The 25,656-nt window shown below is 61.3% G+C and carries 21 protein-coding genes; 12 read left to right on the top strand and 9 right to left on the bottom strand.

The window, feature by feature from the left end; translation table 11 throughout:
- The first annotated feature begins 9 nt into the window (after nt 1-9).
- The 5 genes from ABVN19_RS18105 to ABVN19_RS18085 all read left to right on the top strand — a co-directional run bounded on the left by ABVN19_RS18105 (nt 10) and on the right by ABVN19_RS18085 (nt 5,501).
- Nucleotides 10-651, top strand: coding sequence for a YfgM family protein (locus tag ABVN19_RS18105; protein ID WP_028942773.1), 642 nt, complete (start codon nt 10-12; stop codon nt 649-651).
- Nucleotides 652-1,794, top strand: coding sequence for an outer membrane protein assembly factor BamB (gene bamB, locus ABVN19_RS18100; RefSeq protein ID WP_028942774.1), 1,143 nt, complete (start codon nt 652-654; stop codon nt 1,792-1,794).
- 116 nt (nt 1,795-1,910) lie between these two features.
- The gene (gene der, locus ABVN19_RS18095; RefSeq protein ID WP_028942775.1) at nt 1,911-3,374 is read left to right on the top strand and encodes a ribosome biogenesis GTPase Der; all 1,464 of its coding nucleotides are present in this window, start codon (nt 1,911-1,913) and stop codon (nt 3,372-3,374) included.
- Nucleotides 3,375-3,573: 199 nt separating this feature from the next.
- Entirely contained in the window at nt 3,574-4,722 is a 1,149-nt protein-coding gene (locus tag ABVN19_RS18090; RefSeq protein WP_105641237.1) for a pyridoxal phosphate-dependent aminotransferase, read from the top strand.
- Nucleotides 4,710-5,501, top strand: coding sequence for an amidohydrolase (locus tag ABVN19_RS18085; protein ID WP_028942777.1), 792 nt, complete (start codon nt 4,710-4,712; stop codon nt 5,499-5,501). The genes ABVN19_RS18090 and ABVN19_RS18085 overlap by 13 nt, the downstream gene beginning before the upstream one ends.
- A gap of 61 nt (nt 5,502-5,562) precedes the next feature.
- On the opposite strand, the gene ABVN19_RS18080 is transcribed toward ABVN19_RS18085, so the two are convergent.
- Together ABVN19_RS18080 and ABVN19_RS18075 are read right to left on the bottom strand one after the other, a co-directional pair.
- On the bottom strand, nt 5,563-8,115 hold the full coding sequence (locus tag ABVN19_RS18080) for a sulfite reductase flavoprotein subunit alpha (RefSeq protein WP_105641255.1): 2,553 nt from the start codon (nt 8,113-8,115) through the stop codon (nt 5,563-5,565).
- A 104-nt stretch (nt 8,116-8,219) separates the two neighbouring features.
- Nucleotides 8,220-10,496, bottom strand: coding sequence for a TonB-dependent siderophore receptor (locus ABVN19_RS18075; protein ID WP_028942779.1), 2,277 nt, complete (start codon nt 10,494-10,496; stop codon nt 8,220-8,222).
- Nucleotides 10,497-10,716: 220 nt separating this feature from the next.
- Here ABVN19_RS18075 and ABVN19_RS18070 point away from each other — a divergent pair, with 220 nt between their 5' ends.
- The gene (locus ABVN19_RS18070) at nt 10,717-11,397 is read left to right on the top strand and encodes a Fe2+-dependent dioxygenase (protein WP_028942780.1); all 681 of its coding nucleotides are present in this window, start codon (nt 10,717-10,719) and stop codon (nt 11,395-11,397) included.
- Nucleotides 11,398-11,400: 3 nt separating this feature from the next.
- Nucleotides 11,401-12,159 carry a tetratricopeptide repeat protein gene (locus tag ABVN19_RS18065; protein ID WP_028942781.1) on the top strand — a complete coding sequence of 253 codons (759 nt, stop codon included), beginning with the start codon at nt 11,401-11,403 and terminating at the stop codon, nt 12,157-12,159.
- Nucleotides 12,160-12,245: 86 nt separating this feature from the next.
- Here the strand turns inward: ABVN19_RS18065 and ABVN19_RS18060 are convergent, their stop codons facing one another.
- The gene (locus tag ABVN19_RS18060; protein WP_027595561.1) at nt 12,246-13,409 is read right to left on the bottom strand and encodes a type III PLP-dependent enzyme; all 1,164 of its coding nucleotides are present in this window, start codon (nt 13,407-13,409) and stop codon (nt 12,246-12,248) included.
- 647 nt (nt 13,410-14,056) lie between these two features.
- On the opposite strand from ABVN19_RS18060, the gene ABVN19_RS18055 reads away from it, so the two are divergent.
- From ABVN19_RS18055 to ABVN19_RS18045, 3 genes are all read left to right on the top strand, one after another.
- Entirely contained in the window at nt 14,057-14,545 is a 489-nt protein-coding gene (locus ABVN19_RS18055) for a sigma-70 family RNA polymerase sigma factor (protein ID WP_028942782.1), read from the top strand.
- A gap of 17 nt (nt 14,546-14,562) precedes the next feature.
- Nucleotides 14,563-15,537: a FecR family protein gene (locus tag ABVN19_RS18050; RefSeq protein ID WP_105641254.1), complete on the top strand. Its 975-nt coding sequence runs from the start codon at nt 14,563-14,565 to the stop codon at nt 15,535-15,537.
- Nucleotides 15,538-15,645: 108 nt separating this feature from the next.
- The gene (locus tag ABVN19_RS18045) at nt 15,646-18,093 is read left to right on the top strand and encodes a TonB-dependent receptor (protein WP_105641236.1); all 2,448 of its coding nucleotides are present in this window, start codon (nt 15,646-15,648) and stop codon (nt 18,091-18,093) included.
- A gap of 66 nt (nt 18,094-18,159) precedes the next feature.
- On the opposite strand, the gene ABVN19_RS18040 is transcribed toward ABVN19_RS18045, so the two are convergent.
- Genes ABVN19_RS18040 through ABVN19_RS18025 form a run of 4 tightly spaced genes read right to left on the bottom strand, consistent with a single transcriptional unit; the run spans nt 18,160 to nt 21,570 of the window.
- A complete protein-coding gene (locus ABVN19_RS18040; protein WP_028942785.1) occupies nt 18,160-19,314 on the bottom strand; it encodes an ABC transporter ATP-binding protein in 1,155 nt (384 codons plus the stop codon).
- Nucleotides 19,311-19,964: an ABC transporter permease gene (locus ABVN19_RS18035; protein WP_028942786.1), complete on the bottom strand. Its 654-nt coding sequence runs from the start codon at nt 19,962-19,964 to the stop codon at nt 19,311-19,313. The genes ABVN19_RS18040 and ABVN19_RS18035 overlap by 4 nt, the downstream gene beginning before the upstream one ends.
- Nucleotides 19,961-20,869, bottom strand: a complete 909-nt coding sequence (locus ABVN19_RS18030) for a glycine betaine ABC transporter substrate-binding protein (RefSeq protein WP_028942787.1) — start codon at nt 20,867-20,869, stop codon at nt 19,961-19,963. Before ABVN19_RS18030 ends, ABVN19_RS18035 begins: the two co-directional genes overlap by 4 nt.
- Nucleotides 20,870-20,883: 14 nt before the next feature.
- On the bottom strand, nt 20,884-21,570 hold the full coding sequence (locus ABVN19_RS18025) for an ABC transporter permease (RefSeq protein ID WP_177431032.1): 687 nt from the start codon (nt 21,568-21,570) through the stop codon (nt 20,884-20,886).
- A gap of 481 nt (nt 21,571-22,051) precedes the next feature.
- Between ABVN19_RS18025 and ABVN19_RS18020 the strand changes: the two genes are divergently transcribed.
- The gene (locus ABVN19_RS18020) at nt 22,052-22,375 is read left to right on the top strand and encodes an XRE family transcriptional regulator (protein WP_028942789.1); all 324 of its coding nucleotides are present in this window, start codon (nt 22,052-22,054) and stop codon (nt 22,373-22,375) included.
- A gap of 128 nt (nt 22,376-22,503) precedes the next feature.
- Complete coding sequence (locus ABVN19_RS18015; protein ID WP_028942790.1) at nt 22,504-24,087, top strand: peptide chain release factor 3; 1,584 nt, start codon at nt 22,504-22,506, stop codon at nt 24,085-24,087.
- A gap of 92 nt (nt 24,088-24,179) precedes the next feature.
- Here the strand turns inward: ABVN19_RS18015 and ABVN19_RS18010 are convergent, their stop codons facing one another.
- Both ABVN19_RS18010 and ABVN19_RS18005 read right to left on the bottom strand, forming a co-directional pair.
- Nucleotides 24,180-25,259, bottom strand: a complete 1,080-nt coding sequence (locus ABVN19_RS18010) for a polyamine ABC transporter substrate-binding protein (protein ID WP_028942791.1) — start codon at nt 25,257-25,259, stop codon at nt 24,180-24,182.
- Between the two features lie 54 nt (nt 25,260-25,313).
- Complete coding sequence (locus tag ABVN19_RS18005) at nt 25,314-25,655, bottom strand: cupin domain-containing protein (RefSeq protein ID WP_028942792.1); 342 nt, start codon at nt 25,653-25,655, stop codon at nt 25,314-25,316.
- Between the last annotated feature and the right edge of the window lies 1 nt (nt 25,656).

Raw genomic sequence — 25,656 nt, 5'->3', positions numbered from 1 at the left:
AGTATTGGGGTGTCGAGTACCGATGATGAACAGCTGGCGGCATTCAAGGACTGGTGGCAGCGTAACGGCAAGCCACTGGTAACCGGCGGCCTGCTGGCACTGGTAATAGTGTTTGGCTGGCAAGCCTTCCAGAAGTACCAGGGCAACCAGTCGCAAGGCGCCTCGAACCTCTATCAGGCCCTGCTGGAAACCACCTTGACGCCAAGCGGCGAGCCGGATGCGGCCAAGGTTGCCGAGTTGTCGGGCAAGCTCAAGAACGAGTTTGGCGGCAGCGCTTATGCCCAGTACGGCAGCCTGTTCGTGGCCAAGGTCGCGGTCGAGGCCGGCAAGCTGGACGATGCCGCAGCCGAACTCAAGTCGGTGATGGACAAACCGGCCGATGCCACCCTGGGTGAAATCGCCCGTCAGCGCCTGGCCCGTGTCCTGGCTGCCCAGAACAAGGTCGACGAAGCCCTGAAACTGCTTGAAGGCGACGCTGACAAGGCGTTCCTGGCCAGCCGCGAAGAGCTCAAGGGCGATCTGCTGGTGCAACTGGGTCGTGCTGCCGATGCGCATGCCGCTTACGAAAAAGCCAAGGCCGCGCTGTCTGACGACGCTGCGATCGGTGGCCTGCAACTCAAGCTCGACGACCTGGCCAAAGGGGATGCGTAAGTGATCGGTTGGAAACATGCAGCAGTGCTGACCCTGGCCCTTCTGGCCGTGGGTTGCAGCAGCAACAGCAAAAAGGAATTGCCTCCGGCTGAGCTCACCAGTTTCACCGAAGAGGTGGTCCTGAAGAAGCAGTGGAGCCGCTCGATCGGTGACGGTCAGGGCGAAACCTTCAACATGCTGGTCCCGGCGATCGAGAACGACCGCATCTACGCCGCCGATGTCACTGGCGTGGTAATGGCCCTTGATCGCAATACCGGCGACGTGGTCTGGAAGAAAGAGCTCGAGTTGCCTGTTTCCGGCGCTGTTGGCGTAGGTTATGGCATGGTCATGCTCGGCACCCTCAAGGGTGAAGTCATTGCCCTGGATGCCACCACCGGTGAACAGCGCTGGCGTTCGCGGGTGACCAGTGAAGTACTGGCTCCGCCTGCCACCAACGGTGACGTGGTGGTGGTACAGACCCAGGATGACCGCGTAATTGGCCTGGACGCCAGCACCGGTGACCGTCGCTGGATCTACGAAAGCACCCCGGCAGTACTGACCCTGCGTGGTACTGGTGCGCCGATCGTGACCAATCGCCTGGCCATCGCTGGCCTGTCGACTGGCAAGGTCGTCGCACTGGACACCCAGAACGGCGTGCCCGTGTGGGAACAACGCGTTGCCATCCCGCAAGGTCGCTCGGAGCTTGATCGCGTTGTCGATATCGACGGCGGTCTGTTGCTGTCTGGCGGCACCCTGTATGTAGCCAGCTACCAGGGCCGTGTTGCCGGCCTTGACCTGGAAAGCGGCCGTGTGATGTGGCAGCGTGATGCTTCCAGCTACACCGGTGTGGCCCAGGGCTTTGGCAATGTCTACGTGAGCCTGGCTTCGGGCACCGTGGAAGGCATCGACGAGCGTTCGTCCAGCGCGCTGTGGAGCAACGATTCGCTGGCTCGTCGCCAGCTGTCGGCGCCGGAAGTGTTCTCAAGCTATGTTGCAGTAGGTGACCTGGAAGGCTACCTGCACCTGCTCAGCCAGGTCGACGGTCGCTTCGTCGGTCGTGAGCGTATCGACAGCGATGGCCTGCGCGCCCGTCCGCTGGTGGTGGGTGACACCATCTATGTGTACGGCAACAGCGGCAAGCTCGAGGCGCTGACCATCCGCTGAGGCTATGCTTGAGGCCTTGCAGGCCTCGGGCTGCGGCACTTCGGGTGCCGCCCGAACTCCGGCCGCTGCAGTGCAGCGGCCTTTGTATTTTTTGAATTTATGAAGTGGAGAGCCGCATGGTTCCCGTAATCGCCCTGGTGGGCCGACCGAACGTCGGTAAATCCACCATGTTCAACCGCCTGACCAGGACCCGCGACGCTATCGTCGGCGACCTGTCCGGGCTGACCCGTGACCGTCAGTACGGTGAAGCGCGCTGGCAAGGCCGTTCTTACATCCTGGTCGACACCGGTGGTATTTCCGGTGATGAGCACGGCATGGACGAAAAAATGGCCGAGCAGTCGCTGCTGGCCATCGAAGAAGCCGATGTGGTGCTGTTCCTGGTGGACGCGCGTGCCGGCCTGACTGCCGCTGACCAGATGATTTCCGAGCACTTGCGCAAGCGCAACAAGCGCTCGTTCCTGGTGGCCAACAAGATCGACAACATCGATCCGCAGATGGCCATCGCCGAGTTCTCGCCGCTGGGCATGGGCAACGCCATTGGCGTCGCCGGTGCCCAGGGCCGTGGCGTCAACAACCTGCTTGAAGCGGTGTTGAGCGAGTTCCCGCGCGACAAGGAAGAGGAAGAGATCGACACCAACGTCGCCGAAGGCGAAGAAGCGGTGCGTATCCCTGGCCCGAGCGAGAAAGATGGCATCAAGATCGCCATCATCGGCCGCCCGAACGTTGGCAAGTCGACCCTGGTCAACCGCATGCTCGGTGAAGACCGGGTGATCGTCTATGACCAGCCGGGTACTACCCGCGACAGTATCTACATTCCCTTCGAGCGTAACGAAGAGAAGTACACGCTGATCGACACCGCTGGTGTGCGCAAGCGCGGCAAGATCCACGAGGAAGTCGAAAAGTTCTCGGTGGTGAAAACCCTGCAGGCGATCAAGGACGCCAACGTGGTGATCTTCGTCATGGACGCCCGCGAAGGTGTGGTTGACCATGACTTGAACCTGCTTGGCTTTGCCCTGGAAGCCGGTCGCGCCATTGTCATCGCCCTGAACAAGTGGGACGGCATGCAGCCGAGCGAGCGCGACTACGTGAAGACCGAGCTTGAGCGCCGGTTGTTCTTCGTAGACTTCGCCGACATTCACTTCATCTCGGCGCTGCATGGCACTGGCGTGGGCAACCTGTACCAGTCGGTTCAGAACTCGTTCAAGTCGGCGGTTACCCGCTGGCCAACCAGCCGCCTGACGCAGATCCTCGAAGACGCAGTCAGCGAGCACCAGCCACCGATGGTCAACAGCCGCCGGATCAAGCTGCGCTACGCCCACCTGGGCGGGGCGAACCCGCCGATCATCGTGATTCACGGCAACCAGGTCGAGAAGGTACCCAAGTCCTACTCGCGTTACCTGGAAAACACCTATCGCCGAGTGCTCAAGCTGGTCGGTACGCCGATCCGCATCGAGTACAAGGGCAGCGACAACCCGTACGAAGGCAACAAGAACACCTTGACCGACCGCCAGGTCAACAAGAAGCGTCGCTTGATGTCGCACCACAAGAAAGCCGAGAAGAAGCGTAAAGACAAACGCTGACCTGGCTTTCGGGCCTCATTCGCTGGCAAGCCAGCTCCCACAGGTTTGATGTTTACCGACCTGTGGGAGCTGGCTTGCCAGCGATGGGCTGCCGGGAAGGCCTGCGACTGTTACAACCTTTTTCCTGACCACTCAATCCGCTATGCTCGGTCTCTGACCGCGCCGCCTCGAGCCGGAAGATTGCAGGAAAGAGGGCTCCATGATCAGCAGCAAGTTGCCGAACGTCGGCACGACCATCTTTACCACCATGTCCCAGCTCGCCGCGCAAACCGGCGCCTTGAACCTGTCCCAGGGTTTTCCCGATTTCAACGGCCCCCAGGCCCTGCTCGATGCGGCAGGCCGGGCGATCAGTGCCGGCCACAATCAATATTGCCCGATGACCGGCTTGCCTGCCCTGCGCCAGCAGGTGGCGACCAAGATCGCCCGCAGCTATGGCGTCAGTGTCGATGCCGACCATGAAATTACTATCACCCCCGGTGCTACCGAAGCGATCTTCTGTGCCATCCATGCAGTCATTCGCGCCGGTGACGAAGTCATTGTTTTCGACCCCAGCTACGACAGCTACGAGCCATCGGTTGAACTGGCCGGTGGCCGCTGCATCCATGTGCAGCTCAGCGACGGTGACTTCAAGATCGATTGGCAGAAGCTCACCGACGCCCTGAGCCCGCGCACGCGGATGATCATCCTCAACTCGCCGCACAACCCCAGCGGTGCGCTGATCAGCCGGGACGACCTGGAAAAGCTGGCGCTGTTGATCTCCGATCGGGATATCTACCTGATCAGCGACGAGGTGTACGAGCACTTGGTGTTCGACGGCGTGCAGCACGCCAGCGTGCTGGCCATCGAGGCGCTGTACCAACGTGCCTTTGTAGTGAGTTCGTTCGGCAAGACCTATCACGTTACCGGCTGGAAGACTGGCTATGTGGTAGCGCCGCCAGCCCTGAGCGCCGAGCTGCGCAAGGTCCACCAGTACGTCAACTTCTGTGGCGTGACCCCGTTGCAATGGGCGTTGGCCGACTTCATGGCCGCGCACCCAGAGCATGTCGAGGAGTTGCCGGCGTTCTACCAGGCCAAGCGCGATCTGTTCTGCGACTTGCTGGAGCCTTCGCGCTTCACCTTCACCCGTACCGCCGGAACCTATTTTCAGCTGGTCGACTATTCAGCCATTCGCCCGGACCTGAACGACGTCGAGATGTCGCTGTGGCTGACCCGTGAACACGGTGTCGCCACTATCCCGGTGTCGGTGTTCTACCAGCAACCCATCCCCGAGCAGCGCCTTGTGCGCCTGTGTTTTGCAAAACGCGAGGAGACGCTGCGTCAGGCAGCGGAGAAGCTATGCGCGATCTGAGTGAACTGCCCAACCTGAAAGTGGCCCTGGTGCAGACAACCCTGGCCTGGCAGGACCGCCTGGCCAACTACGAACATTTCGAGAGTTTGCTGGAGCAGGCTCGTGGTGCCGACCTGATCATCCTGCCGGAGATGTTCACCACCGGATTTTCCATGGATTCAGAGGCGCTGGCCGAACCGGAAAACGGTCCGACCTACAAATGGCTCAAGAGCCAGGCCAAGAAGCTCGATGCGGTGGTCACCGGCAGCGTGATCATCCAGGCCGCCGACGGCAGCCATCGCAACCGCCTGCTGTGGGCGCGTCCTGACGGCGAGATCCTGTTCTACGACAAGCGGCACCTGTTCCGCATGGCCGGCGAGCACAAGCATTACACCCCGGGCGAGCGCCAGGTGCAGTTTGAAATCAAGGGCTGGCGGGTGCGTCCGCTGATCTGTTACGACCTGCGCTTCCCGGTGTGGAGCCGTGATGCCCAAGACACCGACTTGCTGCTGTATACCGCCAATTGGCCTGCAGCCCGTCGCCAGCACTGGAATCGTCTGCTGCCGGCGCGCGGTATCGAAAACCTGTGTTATGTGGCGGCGGTAAACCGGGTGGGCACGGACGGCAAGGGCTTTGCCTATACCGGCGACAGCCAGGTGCTGGATTTCCAGGGGGAGAGCCTGCTCAGTGCAGGGGAAGCGGATGGGGTGTTCACGGCCGTGCTGAGCGCCGCTGACCTGGCTGCGTACCGCACGCGGTTCCCGGCCAACCTGGATGCTGATACTTTCGATCTGCATTGAGCGTTTCGCGGGGCAAGCCCGCTCCTACACACCGTAGGAGCGGGCTTGCCCCGCGAAGGCTTCAATAAACATCCCGCCGATATCGCCCACGCTCGATCAAACGTTCCACTTCCGCGGCCCCGAGTACTTCGTTCAGCACCTCGTCCACCCCACTGGCCATGCCCTGCAGGCTGCCGCAGATGTAGATCGAGGCACCCTCATCGAGCCAGCGGCGCAAGTCGCTGGCCTGCTCACGCAAGCGGTCCTGAACATACACCTTGTGCGCCTGATCCCGTGAGAACGCCAGGTCCAGTTGGGCCAGATCACCACTGCGTAACCAACGCTCCAGCTCGTCGCCACACAAGTAGTCGTGGGCCTGGTTGCGCTCACCAAACAGCAGCCAGTTGCGTTGCTCGCTCGCCGTAATCCGACCCTTGAGCAGGCTGCGCAACCCGGCAATACCGGTGCCATTGCCAATCAGGATCATCGGCGTTGTCGGCGCCGGCAGGTGGAAGCCACTGTTGCGACGCAGGCGCAGGCTGACGCTGTTGCCCAGCGCCAGATGCTCGGTCAGCCAACCGGAGCCAAGCCCCAGGCTGCCATCGGGATGACATTCCTGGCGCACGATCAGCTCCAGCACGCCATCGCTGGCGATGGAGGCAATCGAGTATTCCCGTGCCGCCAGTGGAATCAGCGCATCAACCAGCGCCTGGGCATGCAGGCCGACCAGGTGCCCGCGGTTTTTGGGCAACTGACGGCTGCCCAGTGCCTGAACCAGCGTTTCCTGCAGCCCTTCGACCTCGACCGGCGCGTTGCCGTCCAGGCCCAGCCCGCGCAGGAACAGGTCCAGGCTGTCAGGGCTGTTGCGTGGCAGGATCTCTACCAGGTCACCCGCATCCCAGCGCTCTGGCTGCTCGGGCTTGAGCCCCAGCAGGTACACAGCCGAGCCTTGGCTGCCCGGGTTCATCAGCGCGCGGCTCACCAGGGTCCAGTTGGCAAACTCCGGGGCTTTCCACGTGGCTGGCGGCTTGCTGCCAGTCAGTTGGGCCAGGTGCTGTTGCCATTGCTGCAGGGCGGCCGGGTCGGCGCTGTCGACTTCCACCGAGGCGAAGGCGCTGGTGGCGCCACGTTCGGCAAGCCAGGCCTGCAAGCGGCGGGCGAAGCCGCAGAAGTGCGGGTACTGGCGATCGCCCAGGGCGAGCAGGGCGTAGTTGAGGTTGTCCAGGGCCCAGGGCTGCCCGAGCACCTTGCGCTCGAAGCCGCGGGCGCTGTCCGGCGCTTCGCCGTCACCGAAGGTGCTGACCACGAACACCGCGCGTTCAGCCCGGTTGAGGTCGTTTTCAGTCAGCTCGGCCAACGGCCGCACCTGCACCGGCAAGCCGGCCGCCTGCAATTGGCCGGCGCTTTGCCAGGCCAGTTGTTCGGCAAAGCCACTTTGGCTGGCGAAGCCAACCAGCCAGCCTTTATCCGAGCCATTCGAGGCGACCAGGCCGCTGCGCGCAGCCCGCACCTGGCGTTTCTTGCGCCGACGGTCGAGGTACAACAGCCAGCCGGTGATGAAGAACAGCGGCATGGTCAGGCTGGCAATGGAGACAATGATTCGGCCGGTCAGGCCGAAGTAACTGCCGACGTGCAGGGCGTAGACGCTGGCCAGCAGTTGAGCCTTGAACGACTTGTCGGTGTAGCGATCATGCTTGCTCACCTGGCCGTTGGCAGGGTCAAGGGTCAGGGTGTTGAAGGCACGTTCATGCTCGGCACTGTCGAGCAGGTAGAACAGCGTTGCTGGTTGCCCACCGGCTGGCGGCAGGCGCAGGTTGTAGGTCACAAGGCCCGGCCCTGCAGCGGCTTGCAGGCTGGTCCAGATCGCGTCGTAGTCGACCACCAGCGGCTTGGAATCCTTGGCCGGTACGCCGCCAGGGCGTCCGCGGCCTTCGCCACGCTTGTGCTGCTGTCCTGCGGCAGGTTGATCGGCCAGCAGTTTGTTCAGGCCCTCGCGGTACCACTCGTACGACCAGAACAGGCCGGTGAGGGCAAACAATAGATAGAACAGCAGGCACCAGGTACCGGCCACCGCATGCAGGTCCCAGTTGAAGGCGCGCCCTTTCTTGGCCCAGTCCAGGGTCAGCCAGGTACGCCAGTTCAGCACCTTGCGCGGCCAGCGAAGGTACAGGCCCGAGAGGCAGAAGAAAATCAGCATCAGCGTACAGGCGCCAGTGATCTGCCGACCGGTGTCGCCCATGGCCAGGAAACGGTGCAGTCGCAGCATCAGGTCGAAGAAACCCTGGCCCGCGACATCGCCTTGCAGCTTGCCTGTGTAAGGGTCGGCGTAGCGCATCAGGCCACGACGTTCGCCGGGCGGTGGGGTAAAGAACACCCGCGCAGCGTTGTCGTTGCGCACATCGACCCAGAGCATGGCGACTTTGTCCCCTTGCTCGTTCTCGATCCTGCGCACCAGCTCTGCCGGCGGCAGTACGCCTTCCTGGCGTACTTCGACCTTGAGTACATCCGGATTGACCAGGCGCAGCAGTTCGTCCTGAAACGACCAGATGGCCCCGGTAATGCCCATCAGGGCCAGCACCAGGCCTGCCGTGATCCCGAAGAACCAGTGCAGTTGGAACAGGGATTTTTTCACCACATCAATCACCTTGTCTTGTCGCAAATGCGAATGCGACGCGCATTATGCCTTGATATACGAAAGCCCCGATCACCTAAGTGAACGGGGCTTGCCGATCAGCGTGCTTAGAAGTGAACGCTGGTGGTCAGCAGGGCAGTGCGCCCGGCAGCCTGGTTGGCAAAGTGCGCACCGTAGGCCTTGTCGTAGTAGGTTTCGTCGGTCAGATTCTGCACGTTGAGCTGCAGGTCGACGTTTTTGGTCAGCTTGTAGCTGGCCATGGCGTCGTAGCGTACATAGGACGGTACGTAGACCGTGTTGTTCAGGTCACCCCAGACATCGTCGACATAGAAGGCGCCGCCTCCCAGGGTGAGCTTGTCGGTCACATTGTAGGTCGACCACAGGGTGAAGCTGTTCTTCGGTGTGTTCGGCAACTCATTTCCTTTGGCCGGATTCGGGCCGCCGGTCAGCTGGGCGTTGCGGTTACCCGCTTCACCCGGGTCAACGGCTTCGCTCTTGAGGTAGCTGTAGCCTGCAAACACTTGCCACTTGTCAGTCAGTTTGCCGCTGGCACCCAGTTCGATACCGTCCACTCGTGTGGTTCCTGAGTTCTCATAGGTGTTGTTGGCAACCAGGACGCGGGTGTTCTCTTTCTCAGTGCGGAAGATCGCCGCGGTCAACGACAGGCGCTCGTGGAACAGGTCCCATTTGGTGCCCAGTTCGTAGTTCTTGGTGGTTTCCGGCTCCAGGTCGCTGACCAGAGTGCTGTTGCCTGGCGTGTTCGGGTTGCTGTCGACGCCATCAGTCACGCCACCGGGTGGGGTTGCCGATGTGGCGAAGGAGGCATAGATACTGCCGTTGTCGGCCGGTTTCCAGACCAGGCCAGCCTGCCAGCTCCAGAAGTGCGAGTTGTTGCTGGCTTCGCCTGTGGTGGAGCTATCGGCCTCAGTCTTGAACGAGTCATAACGGGTGCCCAGGTTCAGCAGCCACTGCGGGTCGAGTTCGATCGTGTCAAAGACATAGGCTGCCCGGGTGGTGGACTCGGTGTCGGTCACGCTGGCGTAGTTGCGCGCCACCGAACCGGTCCACGGATCGTTCGGGTTCGGATTGGACAGCGAGGTGCACGTCGGTGCGGTGCCAGGGTTGCAGGTCAGCTTGCTGTTCGGCGTGACGGTGTAGCCGCTCACCATTGTGTCTTCACGGCTGTATTCAACACCAGTCGAGTAGCTGTGTTTGAAACCCAGTGCCTGGAACTCTCCAAACAGATCGGTCTGGTTGGTGGTGGTGGAGGTGTTGCTGATACGGGAGTTGGCACGGCGCCAAACGGTACCGAACTGGCTGACGTTGTGGGCGCTGTCGTCAGGTTGGGTCAGGACGTAGTCCTGGCTGGTGCTGCCGTGGCGGAGGGTGTTCTTGATGGTCATCGAGTCATTGAGGTCATGCTCGATGGAGAAGGTGCTGATATCCGCACGGGTCTTGCGGAAGTCGCGATCCTTCAGGCCATAGAAATTGCTGCTGTCGCCGCCGTCGGTCGGCTTGTCGTGATCGTGGGCAGCGTTGGCGCCTGGCAGCTTGTAGCCATATGGAATGCCCGAATCCGGCAAGTCGTTACTTTCCATGTGGTAGTAGTTCAGGTTGACCCGGGTTGGCGTTCCCAAGCCGAAGGTCAACGAGGGGGCAACACCCCAACGGTCGTAGTTGATCGCATCACGACCGGCAACGTTCTGCTCATGACTCATCAGGTTCAGGCGGAACGCGGCGCTGTCGAGGAACTGGCGGTTGACATCCAGGGTGTAGCGACGGGTCTGGTCGGAGCCATAGGTAAAGCCGCCGTTGAGAAAGTCGCCTTGTTTCGGCGCTTTGCTCACGAGGTTGAGGCTACCGCCTGCCGCACCACGACCACCCATTGCGGAGTTCGGCCCTTTACTGACTTCGATGGACTCTACGGCGAAGATTTCGCGGGTTTGTGCGCCGGTGTCGCGTACGCCATCGAGGAAGGTATCGCCTTGGGCATCGAAGCCACGAATGAACGGACGGTCACCTTGAGGGTTGCCGCCTTCGCCTGCGCCGAACGTGACGCCAGGGACAGTACGCAGGGCGTCCTGCAACGAAACAGCGCCGGTGTCCTTGAGCACTTGCTGCGGGATGACGGTGATCGAGCGAGGGGTGTCTACCAGTGGCGCGGTGTACTTCTGTGACGACGCGCGTTCAACCTTGTAGTCGGTGCTCTCTTGCGCTTCACCGGTAACGCTGGTTGCGTCCAGGGCGATGGCGCCGTTCTTGGCGGGCGCTTCTTCGGCGGCGTAGGCCATGTGGGCGGCCGAAGTGGCGGTGAGTGCCACGCCAATGGCGGAGGCGAGCAAGCGTGGTGAACTGACAGCGGTTGGCACATAGTGACGCGGCATTGGTAGTCCCCTTCCCCAGGAAATTCAGGCCGCGAAATATAATGTAAACAAATATGAGTAACAATTGAGAAGCATTGCCAATTGCGCCGGATTTACAATCTTTACAATTTGTATCTAACTGTTTCTACGTGCTGAAACGTCCCCGCTGCCGAAAGGGCTTGTAGTCAGTCAATGGGAATCAATATCATTGACGTCTTTTCCGCCTTCAGGTGCCTGCGCCATGCTGCTACATATTTCCGGGTTGTTTACTACCGAGGAAGTCACGCGTATCCGCGAGGCGCTGGAGCAGACCGAATGGGCAGACGGTAAGATCACCGCCGGCTACCAGTCGGCCAAGGCCAAGCACAACCTGCAATTGCCCGAAGGCCACCCGCTGGCCAAGGAAGTCGGCACCGCCCTGATCGAGCGCCTGTGGCAGCACCCGCAGTTCATGTCGGCGGCGCTGCCGCACAAGGTCTTCCCGCCGTTGATCAATTGCTACCGAGAAGGCGGCAACTTCGGCTTTCACATCGACAATGCGCTGCGCCAGCCTCGGGGCAGCCACGAGCGGGTGCGCACCGACTTGTCGTCGACGCTGTTCTTGAGCAACCCCGAGGACTATGACGGCGGCGAATTGGTTATCCAGGACACCTACGGCGTGCAGCAGGTCAAACTGGCGGCAGGCGATCTGGTGCTGTACCCGGGCACCAGCCTGCACAAGGTCAACCCCGTCACCCGTGGCGAGCGCTATGCCGCGTTCTTCTGGACCCAGAGCCTGGTGCGCGAGGACAGCCAGCGTGCCCTGCTGTTCGAAATGGACAATGCCATCCAGCAGCTCGGCACTGACATGCCCGATCATCCGGCGTTGATCCAGCTCACCGGCACCTACCACAACCTGTTGCGTCGCTGGGTCGAGGTCTGAGTCATGCCGTTCGAGTTGCGCAACCGCCAGGAACTGGACAGCGACCAATTCGCCCAGATGCTCGAGCACAGCCCCGCCAAGGCGGCGCAGGCCTTGCTGGCGGCAGCCGGGCAGGGGATCGTTGAAGCCCAGGTGTTGCTGGGGCAGATCCTGCTGGACGGACGCGGTATCGAAAAAGACCCGGCCCTGGCGCGGCGCTGGTTCGCCATCGCGGCCAATGGCGGCAGTGCCATGGCCACCAACATGCTGGGGCGCTGCCTTGAGCATGGCTGGGGCGGAGGCGTCGACCAGGCCGAGGCTGCGCGTCATTATCGTCAGGCGGCCCAGGCTGGTCTGGATTGGGGCCTGTACAACTACGCCAACCTGCTGGCGACCGGGCGCGGGGTGGCCAGGGACAACCTGGCAGCGCTGGCCTGTTATCGGCAGGCGGCCGAACTGGGGCATGCCAAGTCAATGAACCTGCTGGGGCGTTATCTGGAAGAAGGCCAGCATTGCCCGCTCGATGTGGCGGGTGCGCAGCGCTGGTACCAGCGTTCGGCCGAAGCCGGGGATTTTCGCGGGCAGTTCAGTCACGCCGGCGTGCTGGCCGCACAAGGGCGAACGCACGACGCGCTGGCATGGCTGCAGCGGGCACTGGCAGCCGGCAACGTGAATTTCCTGAGGGTGGCGGGCCCGGCGCTGGAGCAGGCCGGAGAGCCCGAGATCCGTGCCCTGGCAGTGGACTACCGGGCGCGGCTGGCGCGGCTCGAAGCGCTCGCCTGAATGCAAGAGGGGCCAACGGTTACCTGAAACCTTCTTCAGGTAACCGTTGGCCCCGCGTCGGGCTGCAAGGCAGCCCGGTACAGCCCTTACAGGTAGTAGGCTTTCAGCGGCGGGAAGCCATTGAATTCCACGGCGCTGTAGCTGGTGGTATAGGCACCGGTCGACAGCCAGTACAGGCGGTCACCGATGGCCAGGTTCAGCGGCAGGCCGTATTTGTAGTGCTCGTACATGATGTCGGCGCTGTCGCAGGTCGGGCCTGCAATCACCACTTCCTCCATCTCGCCTTTCTTCTCGGTCCAGATCGGGAACTTGATCGATTCGTCCATGGTTTCGATCAGGCCCGAGAACTTGCCCACGTCGGTGTAGACCCAGCGCTCGACAGCGGTGCGCGACTTGCGCGCCACCAGCACCACTTCACTGACCAGGATGCCGGCGTTGGCGATCAGCGAGCGGCCCGGCTCAAGGATGATTTCCGGCAGGTCGTCACCGAAGTCTTCCTTGAGGAAGCGGATGATTTCTTCAGCGTAGGTTTCCAGGCTGTTGGTGCGGGTGATGTAGTTGGCCGGGAAGCCCCCACCCATGTTGATCAGCTTGAGTTCGATGCCGTCTTCTTCTTTCAGGCGCTCGAAGATCACCTTGACCTTGGCGATGGCTGCGTCCCAGACGCTGATATCGCGCTGCTGGGAGCCAACGTGGAAGGAAATGCCGTAAGGCACCAGGCCCAGGTCACGGGCCAGGATCAGCAGGTCCATGGCCATGTCGGTCTGGCAGCCGAACTTGCGCGACAGTGGCCAGTCGGCAGTGGTCGAGCCTTCGGTGAGGATACGCACGTAGACTTTCGAACCCGGTGCGGCCTTGGCAATGTTGCGCAGGTCGGCTTCGGAGTCGGTGGCATACAGGCGCACGCCCTTCTCGTAGAAGTAGCGGATGTCCTTGGATTTCTTGATGGTGTTGCCGTAGCTGATGCGGTCGGCGCTCACACCACGGTCCATGACCTTGTCCAGTTCGTAGATCGAGGCGATGTCGAAGCTCGAGCCCTTTTCCTTGAGCAGGTCGATGATCTCCACGGCAGGGTTGGCCTTGACCGCGTAGTAGACCTTGGCGAATTCAAAACCCGCGCGCAGGTCGTCGTAGGCCTGGCTGATCATCTGGGTGTCGATGAGTACGAACGGGGTTTCTTGCTTGTCGGCGAAGGCTTTCATTTTTTGAAAGGTATCGCGCGCGAAGTAGTCTTCGACCTGAATCGACATGCTTAGGGACTCCATGGGCAAACTGAAAAAATAAGTGGCTGCAACTGAACGCCCTCCGTATCCCCACTTTGGTTCGCCTACTTCCCAAGGCATGTCGCCGAAAGCAAAAAGGTCAACCGTGCCTGTTGAAGCGAGCTACGGGTGACCTTGCTGTCTCGTCGTCAGTACTTGAGCCGGATGGATCGTTTCCAGCATGGACGTTCGGCGCGAACTTTAGGACCTGAGGGGCTCAAGATCAACAAAAAATGTCGCGATTTTGCACACGTCTGTCGCCGCGTTTCGGCCAGTCACTTTGCTACCGACCCAGGTAAACAGTAGATGTTCAATTTGATGACAAAAGCGTTAAAAATACCCGTATGCGCGGGGATTTTGTGGTTAGTCTGCTCACGGGTCCATGAGCCACATGATCGACGAAGTTAGCCGCCAAAGGGCCTCGGAAAAACGCATTTTGGCACCTGTCTGCTTGATGTCGAAAATCCCCGGCCGTTCATATTTTTTTTCGGCCTGACAGCTGCAACGAGATGCGCCAGCCTCACTCATTTTTACGCGTTCACACTTCGTCGGCGGTCAAGATCTTCGATTGCTGCGCTTAATAAGAAACATTACTATTCGCGCCTTCCCCCATTGCCTGGCGTAACTCCCGCATCGTGTCGCGACACAAAGGCTTTCTCGACCACTACCATGAACTGATCGGCACCTGGACGCGCAAGTTGCGCAATCGCCAGCAAGCCGAGGATCTGGCTCATGATGCCTTTGTCCGGGTGCTGGAAAATGACCAGGCCGGGGTCGAGCAGCCACGCGCCTACCTGCACCAGACAGCGCGCAACATTGCCGTCGATGGCTACCGCCGTGAAGACCGGCGCCAGGCCCTGGAGCAGGACACCTTCGCGCCTGGCGCCGACGCCCATGGCGACCCGGAGGCCTATATGCATGCCATTGAGCTGGCCGACAGCGTGGAGCGCGCCCTGGCGCAACTGCCGCTCAATTGCCGTCGGGTGTTCGTCTGGCAGAAGCTCGAAGGCCTGACCCAGGCGGAGATCGCCGACCGCATGGGCTTGACCAAGAACATGGTCGAAAAGTATATGATCCGCACGCTCCGGCATCTGCGTGAGCACCTGGATGTGTCAACGAGATGAATCAGGCGAATGTTTTCATGAATCAGCAGGCGTGCCCGTGTGGCATCGAGGCCGTGCGCGAGCAGGCGGCGCAGTGGTTTGCCCGCAGTTGTGACGGCGCACTGGCCCAGGACCAGCAGGCGCTACTGGCGACCTGGCTGGCGCAGCACCCCCAGCACCGATATGAATACGATCAGCTCACCAAGCTCTGGAGCGCCGCCGACGTGATTCCGCGTGGGCGTCTCGAGGTGTTGTGCCAGGCTGATCCGGTGCGCGCGATGCCGCGCCGGCGTTTTCTCCATCAGGCGCTGGCCGCATGTGTCGCGGTTGCTGCCGTGGGGCTTGGCTGGTTCGGCTGGCAGCACCATCAGCTCAATTTCCAGGACCAGTTGCACACAGCCCTGGGCGAGCGCCGCCAGTTGAGCCTGCCGGACGGTTCGGAACTGGAACTCAACGGACGCACCGAACTGAAGGTCGATTTCAGCGCCGGTGTTCGGCGCATCGAACTCACGGCAGGCGAGGTGATGTTCAACGTCGCCCACGACACCGATCGGCCTTTCGTGGTGAGCGCCGGCAACGGTACGGTGACCGTCACCGGTACGCGCTTTGATGTGCGCCTGGACCCGACCCGCACCCGTGTGGCTGTGGAGCAGGGCTCGGTCAAGGTCCAGGGTCGCGACGCCAGTCACGCGCTGCTGACAGCCGGGCTCGGTTCACAGGTCGACGCCCAGGGCAAGGTCGCCGAGCCTTACGCCGTGGACGCTGCCGCGCTTACGGCCTGGCGCAAGGGCAAGCTGGTGTTCAACGATGCACCCTTGAGTGAAGTGGTCGAAGAGGTGTCCCGTTACCGGGCCCAGCCGCTGCGCGTTGCGCCGGGCAAAGTTGCTGCCCTGCGCCTGAGCAGCACCTTCAGCAGTGACGACACCGACGCCCTGCTGCGCGCCTTGCCGAGCATCCTGCCGGTGGCCATCAAGACCCTCGCCGACGGCTCCAGCGAAATAATCGCAAAATAAATTCAGGTTTTTTTCCAGTTGTTCGTCTTCCTGGCCAACTGCAACTGCCAAGCATTTCCATTTGCATGCAGATGGCACTTATCCGGACCTTCAGGATTACTCGACGACGTGAACAACAACAAGTTTTCCCCGCGTTCTGCCTCCCGTTCCCGCTGGTTGCCGCTGGCCCTGGCCCTGGCCGTCAGCGGCGGTATCGCCAGTAGCTATGCCGACCAGCCAGTGACCAGCATCCAGATCCAGGCCCAGCCGCTGGCGTCGGCCCTGAGCCAGTTGGGGCAGCAGACCTCGCTGCAGTTGTTCTTCAGCCCGGAACGGGTGGCCGGCAAGCAGGCGCCGGCAGTGTCTGGCAATCTGGCACCGGAGCAGGCCCTGGAAACCTTGCTGCAAGGGAGCGGACTGACCTACGAGATGTCCCAGGGCACCGTGGTGCTCAAGCCTGTACAAAGCGCAGGCACCCTCAACACCGGTAGCCTCGAACTGGCCCCGACCGACGTCAAGGTGGTCGGTGACTGGCTCGGCAATGCTGACGAAACTGTGGTGCAGAACCACCCGGGGGCCCGAACCGTGGTGCGGCGCGAGGCGATGGTCGAGCAGGGTGCGATGAACGTGCGTGATGTGCTGCGTGGCATTCCTGGCGTGCAGGTGCAGGACTCCAACGGCACCGGCGGCAGTGATATCGCCCTGAACGTCGGTGTGCGCGGCCTGACCTCGCGCCTGTCGCCACGCTCCACCGTGCTCATCGACGGTATCCCGGCAGCCTTCGCCCCCTACGGTCAGCCGCAACTGTCGATGGCGCCGATTTCGTCGGGCAACCTCGACAGCATCGACGTGGTGCGTGGGGCCGGCTCGGTACGTTACGGGCCGCAGAACGTGGGCGGTGTGATCAACTTCGTGACCCGGGCGATTCCAGAAAAAGCCACTGGCGAGCTTTCCACTACGATGGAAACCTCCCGTCACGGTGGCTGGAAGCACATCGAGTCGGCGTTCCTCGGCGGCACTGCAGACAACGGCCTGGGCGCGGCGCTGTTGTATTCCGGCGTGAACGGCAACGGCTATCGCAGCAGCAACAACGGCAACGACATCGATGACGTGCTGCTCAAGACCCATTGGGCGGTCACCGACAGTGACGAGTTCTGGCTGAATTTTCACTACTACGACGCCAAGGCCGATATGCCCGGCGGCCTGACCCAGGCGCAGTTCGATGACGATCCGTACCAGTCCGACCGCGACTACGACGACTTCAGCGGCCGCCGCAAGGACGTCTCGTTCAAGTACCTGCGCCAGATCGACGACGTGACCCAGTTCGAGGTCCAGACCTACTACACCGACAGCTTCCGTGGCAGCACCATTGCTGCCCGCGACCAGAAGACCCTATCGTCCTACCCGCGTACCTACCACGTGTTCGCCATCGAGCCGCGCCTGTCGCGGATCTTCTTCGCCGGCCCGACCACCCAGGAAGTCAGCGTCGGCTATCGCTACCTGAAAGAAGCGATGCACGAGCAGTCGACCCGCCTGGCGCTGATCGACAACGTGCCGACCGTGACACCGACTTCAGACGGCCACGTGTTCCAGGACCGTACCGGCGGTACCGAGGCCAGCGCCTACTACATCGATGACAAGATCGACGTCGGCAACTGGACCATCACCCCGGGCATCCGGTTCGAGCACATCAACACCGACTGGCGCGATCGCCCGGTACTGGGTGCCAACGGTGTACCTGTGCAGGAGAAGAACCGCAGTATCACCAGCAACGAACCGCTGCCGGCGCTGAGCGTGATGTATCACCTGTCGGATGAGTGGAAGCTGTTCGCCAACTACGAAACCTCGTTCGGCAGCCTGCAGTATTTCCAGCTGGGCCAGGGCGGTACAGGCGACCAGACCGCCAATGGCCTGGAACCGGAAAAAGCCAAGACCTACGAAGTGGGGACCCGTTACAACAACGGCACCTGGGGTGGCGAGCTGACGGCGTTCTACATCGACTTTGATGACGAGCTGCAATACATCAGCAACGACATTGGCTGGACCAACCTGGGCGCTACCAAGCACCAGGGTATTGAAGCCTCCATGCACTACGACTTGTCGGGTCTCGATCCGCGCTTGCAGGGGCTGAGCGCCAATGCCGGGTTCACTTATACCCGCGCCACCTATGAGGGCGAGATTCCGGGCTTCAAGGGACGTGACCTGCCGTTCTATTCACGCCAGGTCGTCAACGCCGGGCTGCGTTATGAAATCAACCGCTGGACCTGGAACCTGGACGCCTACGCCCAATCCAAGCAGCGCGCTCCGGGTACCGGGATGAATGCCGATGGCAGCTTCAATGGCAACTACATCACCGAACCGAGTGCCGATGGCCAGTACGGCGACATTCCGGGTTATGTCACCTGGGCGGCGCGGGGCGGCTATGACTTCGGCAAGGAACTGTCGAACCTGAAGCTGGCGGCGGGGGTGAAGAACATCTTCGACAAGCAGTACTACACCCGTTCCAGCGACAACAACGCGGGGTTGTACCTGGGCGAACCGCGCACCTTCTATGTGCAGGCCAGTGTAGGGTTCTGAACCAGATCGCGGGGCAAGCCCGCTCCTAGTGCGTAGGAGCGGGCTTGCCCCGCAATGGCTTCCGGATCAGGCGACGGCTTCAGCCGGTGACACGATGCTGGTCTTGCCCCCGCGCGAGCGTCCGGAACTCAGGTAGGCGGCAATCGACTCCTGCGTTACCTCCCCCAGAAACACCTGTTCGGCATCGAGCACCGGCAACCACGAACGGTTGAACTCGTACATCCGCGACAGCAGGATACGCAAGTGCTCATCGTGCGAAGCCGTGGCATTGAAGGTGCGCAGGAAGTCGGCACAGGTGCCCTGCTGACGGTGCAGGTCACGACGGCGCACATACCCCAGGGCCTTGTTCTGTCCGTCAGTGACCACGACGTTGCGGCGGTCGCTTTCGTCCATCAGTTCCAGCGCTTCAGCCACCGGTGTGGAGGGGCTCACCGACGGCGCATTGTCGGCGGCATCTTCGGCGCGTACCAGCAACAGGCGCTTGAGGGTGCTGTCCTGGCCAACGAAGTTGCTGACAAAGTCATCGGCCGGGTGGGCCAGCAGGGTGTCGGGGTGGTCGAGCTGGATCAATTTGCCAGCGCGGAAAATCGCGATCTTGTCGCCCAGCTTGATGGCCTCGTCGATGTCGTGGCTGACCATGATCACTGTCTTGTTCAACGCTCGCTGCATTTCAAAGAATTCGTTCTGGATCATCTCGCGGTTGATCGGGTCGACCGCGCCGAAGGGTTCGTCCATCAGCAGCAGCGGTGCTTCGGCCGCCAGGGCGCGGATCACGCCGATGCGCTGTTGCTGGCCGCCGGAGAGTTCCCGTGGGTAGCGTTGCAGGTACTGCTTGGGTTCGAGCTTGATCATGCTCATCAACTCGCGGGCGCGGTCATGGCACTTCTGCTTGTCCCAGCCCAGCAGGCGCGGGACCACCGTGATGTTTTCCTCGATGGTCATGTTGGGGAACAGGCCGATCTGCTGGATCACATAGCCGATACGTCGACGCAGGGTCACTTCATCCAGGCCGGTGGTGTCTTCGCCATTGATCAGCACCTTGCCGGAAGTTGGCGCGATCAGGCGGTTGATCATTTTAAGCGTGGTGCTCTTGCCGCAGCCGGACGGGCCGAGGAACACACAGATCTCGCCTTCGTTGACGGTCAGGCTTACGGAGTCGACGGCTTTGACGTCTTTGCCATTGGCGTGAAAGGTCTTGCTCAGGTTCTGGAGTTCGATCATTTGCGCAGTCCTTCTGGAGTCAGGGCACGTTGCAGGATTTGCAGCAGCAGGTCGGCGATGATGGCCAGCAGGCTCACCAGTACGGCGCCGACCAGCAGCATCGACATGTCGCTGCGGCTGATGGAAGTAAGGATGAGGACGCCCAGGCCACCGGCACCGATGGTCGCGGCGATGGTCATGACGCCGATGTTCATCACCACGGCGGTGCGAACGCCGGCGAGAATCACCGGTACCGCGATGGGCAGTTCGACCATGCGCAGGCGCTGGCCGAAGGTCATGCCGATGCCGCGCGCGGCCTCACGGATACCGGGCTCGACGTTGGTCAGCGCCAGGTAGGTGTTGCGCAGGATCGGCAGCAGTGAATAAAGGAACACCGCGGTAATCGCCGGCAAGGGGCCAAGCCCCTGGCCAAACTTGGAATAGAACGGCAGCAGCAGGCCGAACAGGGCGATCGAGGGGATGGTCAACAGCACCGTGGCGCTGGCCTGCAGGGGGCCGGCCAGGGCCGGGAAACGGGTCATCAGGATGCCCAATGGCACACCGATCAGAATGGCCAGGCTGACCGCGATGCCGACCAGAGTGATGTGCTGCCAGGTCAGGTGCAGGACCTGGGCCCAGTCCAGGTGAACGAAGGTATCGAGCATATTCATGGCTGCTCCTGTGCAGGTGGGTGCTGGCGCAGGTATTCGTCGGCAACCTTGCCGGGGCTCTGGTGCTCGACGTCGACCTTGGCGTTGAGCTGGCGCATGGTTTCATCGTCCAGTTGCTCGGCCAGCGGCTTGAGCAGGGTGGCCAATTGCGGGTGGGCGTCCAGCACTTCCTTGCGTACCACCGGTGCTGCGGTGTAGTCGGGGAAGTAGTGCTTGTCGTCGTCGAGCAGTTTGAGGTCGAAGGCGCTGAGGCGGCCGTCTGTGGTGTAGACCAGGCCGCTGAACACCTGGCCGTTGCGCAGCGCGGTGTAGACCAGGCCGGCGTCCATCTGGCGAATGTTGCGGCGGGTCAGTTGCAGGTCATAGGTTTCGGTGAGGCCGACCAGGCCATCGGGGCGGTTGGCGAACTCGGTGTCCAGGGCCACCACATGGTTGCGTTCGCGCTCATCGCGCAGCACCTGGTTCAACTGGCTGATGTTGGTCACCTGGGGGTACTGCTCGGCGACGTTGCGTGGCAGGGCCAGGGCGTAGGTGTTGCTGAACTTCGAGGGTGCCAGCCAGATCAGGTCTTTCTTCGCATCCAGTTCCTTGACCTTGGCGTAAGTAGCCGCAGCGCTGGGCATGCGCTCTTCAATGTGGTTGTAGGACACCAGCGAAACCCCGGTGTATTCCCAGACCATATCCAACTGGCCGGTTTCATGGGCACTGCGGGCCAGGTTGCTGCCCAGGCCGCCGGTGATGCGTACATCAAAACCGTTCTGGTTGAGGTACCGCGCGGTGATTTCCGCCAGCACAGTCTGTTCGGTGAACACCCGCGCGCCGAGGCGAATCACAGGTTTTGTGGCGGCCTGGGCAAATCCCGAGAACAGCAGGGCCGCGCCCAGTAACAAGGCGATTCTTTTCATTGGAGTTCCTTCGCTTAGTGGGCCAGGCCGCGTTCGAGCCAACGCCGGCTGCCTTGGGCCACCAGGGCGTCAAGCAACAGGGCAAGCAGGGCGGTGCAGGCAGCGCCCAGCAGCAATTGCGGCTGATTGTTCAGGGCAATGCCGGGGAAGATCAGGCTGCCGAGGCTGTTGGCACCGATCAGGAACGACAGTGGCGCGGTGCCGACGTTGATCGCCAGGGCTACTCGTACACCGCCGACGATGATTGGCACGGCGTTGGGCAGCTCGACACGCCATAGGCACTGACGGGGCGTCATGCCGATACCGGTGGCAGCTTCCTTGAGCGAGGCGGGAACGTTTTTAAGGCCTTCGTAAGTGTTGCGCACGATAGGCAGGAGGGAGGCGAGGAATAACGCGAAGATCGCAGGGCCTGCGCCAATGCCCAGGAAACTCAGGGCAATGGCCAGAACGGCCAGGGGGGGGATGGTGTTGCCAATGTTGAAAAACTGCATGAAACGTTCGGCGCGGTCGACCCTGTGCGGTCGACTCAAGGCAATGCCAGCGGGTATACCCACGGCCAAGGCCGCCACCATCGAGAGCAACACCAGCATCAGGTGTGCTTGCAGGTAGAACCATAGATCGGCGCGATAGTGCGCGATCGTATCAATGCCGATCCAGTGGATCAGCAGGGCCAGGATGACGAGCACAAAGGCACATCCCATCAGCCCCTTGCCATAGCTTTTAGCCACAGGCGGACTCCTTTTGTTGTCGGCGAGCACACTCCCGTGGCGGCCACCATTCCAGGCGGCAGGCAGTGTGATCGCGATAAGCAGCGCGCTGTCCGAGAGCGGAGCGAAACACGCCATAAGCGAAGCCTCGTCAGGCTCGTGTTGCCGGTGAAACTACCCCTGACGAATGGTAAAAACCGATTGCGAATCAGGGGAGTGGACGCCTCCACAGCCGTAAAGGTTCCCATCTGAAGCGGCATTTGGCCAGTGTTCATTGCCCAGAAGAACTGCAGTGAGGCAGAAAATGCCGACGAAACGTTCAGGGGCATCGTGCGCAAAGCCCCGGTATTTGGCGCTTCGGTGATGTATTGATCGGAGCCGGATGAGTGGCGAAAAAATATTCTCTTCAGGGGATAGTCTCTTAAGGGTATGTTCATGCAAAGCGTCAATGTTCATGTGCCAGGAGAGTAAAGCAATGGGCAAGTCACTTGATCAGGTGATGAATTCGCTCCCACAAGGGCGTAGACAGAAGATCGAACAGCGCGGCCATGAAGTGATCCAGCACCACATGACTCTGCAAGCCTTGCGCAAAGAGTTGCATCTCACTCAAGAGGCCATGGCCGATCTTCTCGAGATCAAGCAGGCAAATGTGTCCAAGGTCGAGAAGCGCACCGATATGCTCATTTCCACCTTGCGTGGCTACATCGAAGCCATGGGGGGGACACTGGAGCTTGTTGCGCGGATACCTGGTCGTGAGCCTGTCCTGCTCCAGGGTTTTCGCGACCTCGAACCAGAGTGATAGTCGTCATTCCGATCAGCTTGCCGTGCAAAGCCTATTGAACGACCGTCCGGAGCACGGACTTTGGTCCCGGTGCGACTTCGGGTATGATACTGGCCCTTTTTGAATCACCTGCCAGGCGATTTCCCATGACCAACCAGGCCGCCGAAGTCGCGAAACGCCGCACCTTCGCCATCATTTCCCACCCCGATGCGGGTAAGACCACCATCACCGAAAAGCTCCTGCTGATGGGCAAGGCCATTGCCGTCGCCGGTACGGTGAAATCGCGAAAGTCCGACCGCCATGCCACCTCCGACTGGATGGAAATGGAGAAGCAGCGTGGTATCTCCATCACTACCTCGGTGATGCAGTTCCCCTATCGCGAGCACATGATCAACCTGCTCGACACCCCGGGCCACGAAGACTTCTCTGAAGATACCTACCGCACCCTGACCGCGGTCGACTCGGCACTGATGGTGCTCGACGGCGGTAAAGGGGTCGAGCCACGGACCATCGCCCTGATGGACGTGTGCCGTCTGCGTGATACGCCGATCGTCAGCTTCATCAACAAACTCGACCGTGACATCCGCGACCCGATCGAGCTGCTCGACGAAATCGAAGCAGTCCTGAAGATCAAGGCCGCGCCGATCACCTGGCCGATTGGTTGCTACCGCGATTTCAAGGGTGTTTACCACCTCTCTGGCGATTACATCATCGTCTACACCCCGGGCCACGGCCACGAGCGTACCGAGGTGAAGATCATCGAGAAGCTCGACTCCGACGAAGCCCGCGCCCACCTGGGTGATGAGTACGATCGCTTCCTCGAGCAACTGGAACTGGTACAGGGCGCCTGCCACGAATTCGACCAGGGCGAGTTCATGCGCGGCGAGCTGACGCCGGTGTTCTTCGGTACCGCCCTGGGCAACTTCGGTGTCGATCATGTACTCGATGCCGTGGTCGACTGGGCACCACGGCCACTGCCACGGGTTGCCAACGAGCGCAGCGTCGAGCCGACCGAAGAGAAGTTCAGCGGCTTCGTGTTCAAGATCCAGGCGAACATGGACCCCAAGCACCGCGACCGTATCGCCTTCATGCGTATCTGTTCCGGCCGCTACGAAAAGGGCATGAAGATGCGCCACGTGCGCACCGGCAAGGACCTGCGCATCGGCGACGCGTTGACGTTCTTCTCCTCCGAGCGTGAGCAGCTGGAAGAAGCCTGGGCGGGCGACATCATCGGTCTGCACAACCACGGCACCATCCAGATCGGCGACACCTTCACCGAAGGCGAAGCCCTGGGCTTCACCGGTATCCCGCACTTTGCGCCGGAACTGTTCCGCCGCGTGCGCCTGAAGGATCCGCTCAAGTCCAAGCAATTGCGCCAGGGCCTGCAGCAGTTGGCCGAAGAGGGTGCGACCCAGGTGTTCTTCCCCGAGCGCAGCAACGACATTATCCTCGGCGCCGTCGGTGTGCTGCAGTTCGATGTGGTCGCCAGCCGCCTGAAGGAAGAATACAAGGTCGAATGCGCCTACGAGCCGATCACGGTCTGGTCCGCGCGCTGGATCAGCTGTGACGACAAGAAGAAGCTTGAGGAATTCAAGAACAAGGCCGTGGAAAACCTGGCCATCGACGGCGGTGGTCACCTGACCTACCTGGCCCCGACCCGGGTCAACCTGGCGCTGATGGAAGAGCGCTGGCCGGATGTGAAGTTCCGCGCCACTCGCGAACATCACTAAGTTGTAAGCATCGCGGGGCAAGTCGAGACGTCGCACCGCCGCTCCTACGGTAGGAGCGGCGGTGCGACGTCTCGACTTGCCCCGCGATCATTTCAGTTCCCTGCCTTGATACTGGTCCAGAGTCGCGTGCGAATGCGGTCGATCTTAGCCGGCATTGCCTCCAGCGCATACAGCTTGCCGAGCATTTCGTCGCTCGGGTAGATCATGGTGTTGGCCTTCAGGGCCGGGTCCACGAGGGTGTCAGCCTTGAGGTTGCCGTTGGCGTACTGCACATGGTTGCTGATGTTGGCCATCACCTCTGGCTGCAGCAGGTAATTCATGTAGGCGTAACCCGCTTTCTCGTTCGGTGCGTCGGCCGGCATGGCAACCATGTCGAACCACATCGGTGCGCCTTCCTTGGGAATCGAGTAACCCACGTTCACGCCGTTCTTGGCTTCTTCTGCACGGTTCTTGGCCTGCAGAACGTCGCCGGAGAAACCCACCACCACACAGATATCGCCATTGGCCAGGTCACCCGTGTACTTGGACGAATGGAAGTAGCTGATGTACGGGCGCACCTTCATCAGCAGTTCCTTGGCTTTTTCGTAGTCCTTCGGGTCCTGGCTGTGGTGCGGCAGGCCCAGGTAGTGCAGGGCAATCGGCAGCAGTTCGGGGCCGTTGTCCAGCACCGCGACGCCGCAGCTCTTGAGCTTGCTGATGTACTCGGGCTTGAAGATCAGGTCCCAGGAATCCACCGGTGCATTGTCGCCCAGCACCGCCTTGACCTTGTCGATGTTGTAGCCGATGCCGGTACTGCCCCACAGGTACGGGAAGCCGTACTGGTTGCCCGGGTCGTTCACTTCCAGGGCCTTGAGCAGCACCGGGTTGAGGTTCTGCCAGTTGGGCAGTTGGCTCTTGTCGAGCTTTTTCAGCGCTTTGCCCTGGATTTGCCGGGCCATGAAGTGGTTGGAGGGAAACACCACGTCGTAACCGGAGTTGCCGGTCATCAGCTTGCCGTCGAGGGTTTCGTTGCTGTCGAACACGTCGTAGGTCGGCACGATGCCGCTGGCTTGCTGGAAGTTCTTCAAGGTGTCCGGGGCAATGTAGCTGGACCAGTTGTAGATTTTCACCGAATCGGCCGCCTGGGCGAAGGACGCCGCCAGCAAGAGGGGTGCGAAGAGCAATGGGCGCATGTCTGGATTCCTTGCTTTGTCTGTTTTTATCGAAGGAGGCAGGCGATCGAATGATCAGAAAATCAGTACATAGGTTTTGCGCACGGTTTCTTCGATGTCCCAGATCCCGGTGCTGTTTGCCGGCAGCATGACAGCGTCGCCGGCTTCGATGGTCAGCGGTTCACCACCGTCAGGGGTGAAGGTGCAGCGGCCTTTGATGAAGTGACAGAACTCCTGCTGGACGATCTGCCGGCGCCAGCGGCCCGGGGTGCATTCCCAGATGCCGGTTTCGACGCCATCGCTGCGCTCGACGGCGGTCACCGAGGCAATCGACACCGGCTCGCCGAGCGGCACGGCAACCGGATTGGATTCTTGCAGCACGGCAGTGTCGGTGTTCTTGAACTGGGTAATGCTCATA

It is taken from the genome of Pseudomonas vranovensis (assembly GCF_040438935.1).
Lineage (GTDB): Bacteria > Pseudomonadota > Gammaproteobacteria > Pseudomonadales > Pseudomonadaceae > Aquipseudomonas > Aquipseudomonas vranovensis.
Note: the sequence above shows the minus strand (reverse complement) of the source record. Positions and strands in the feature narration are given on the sequence as shown.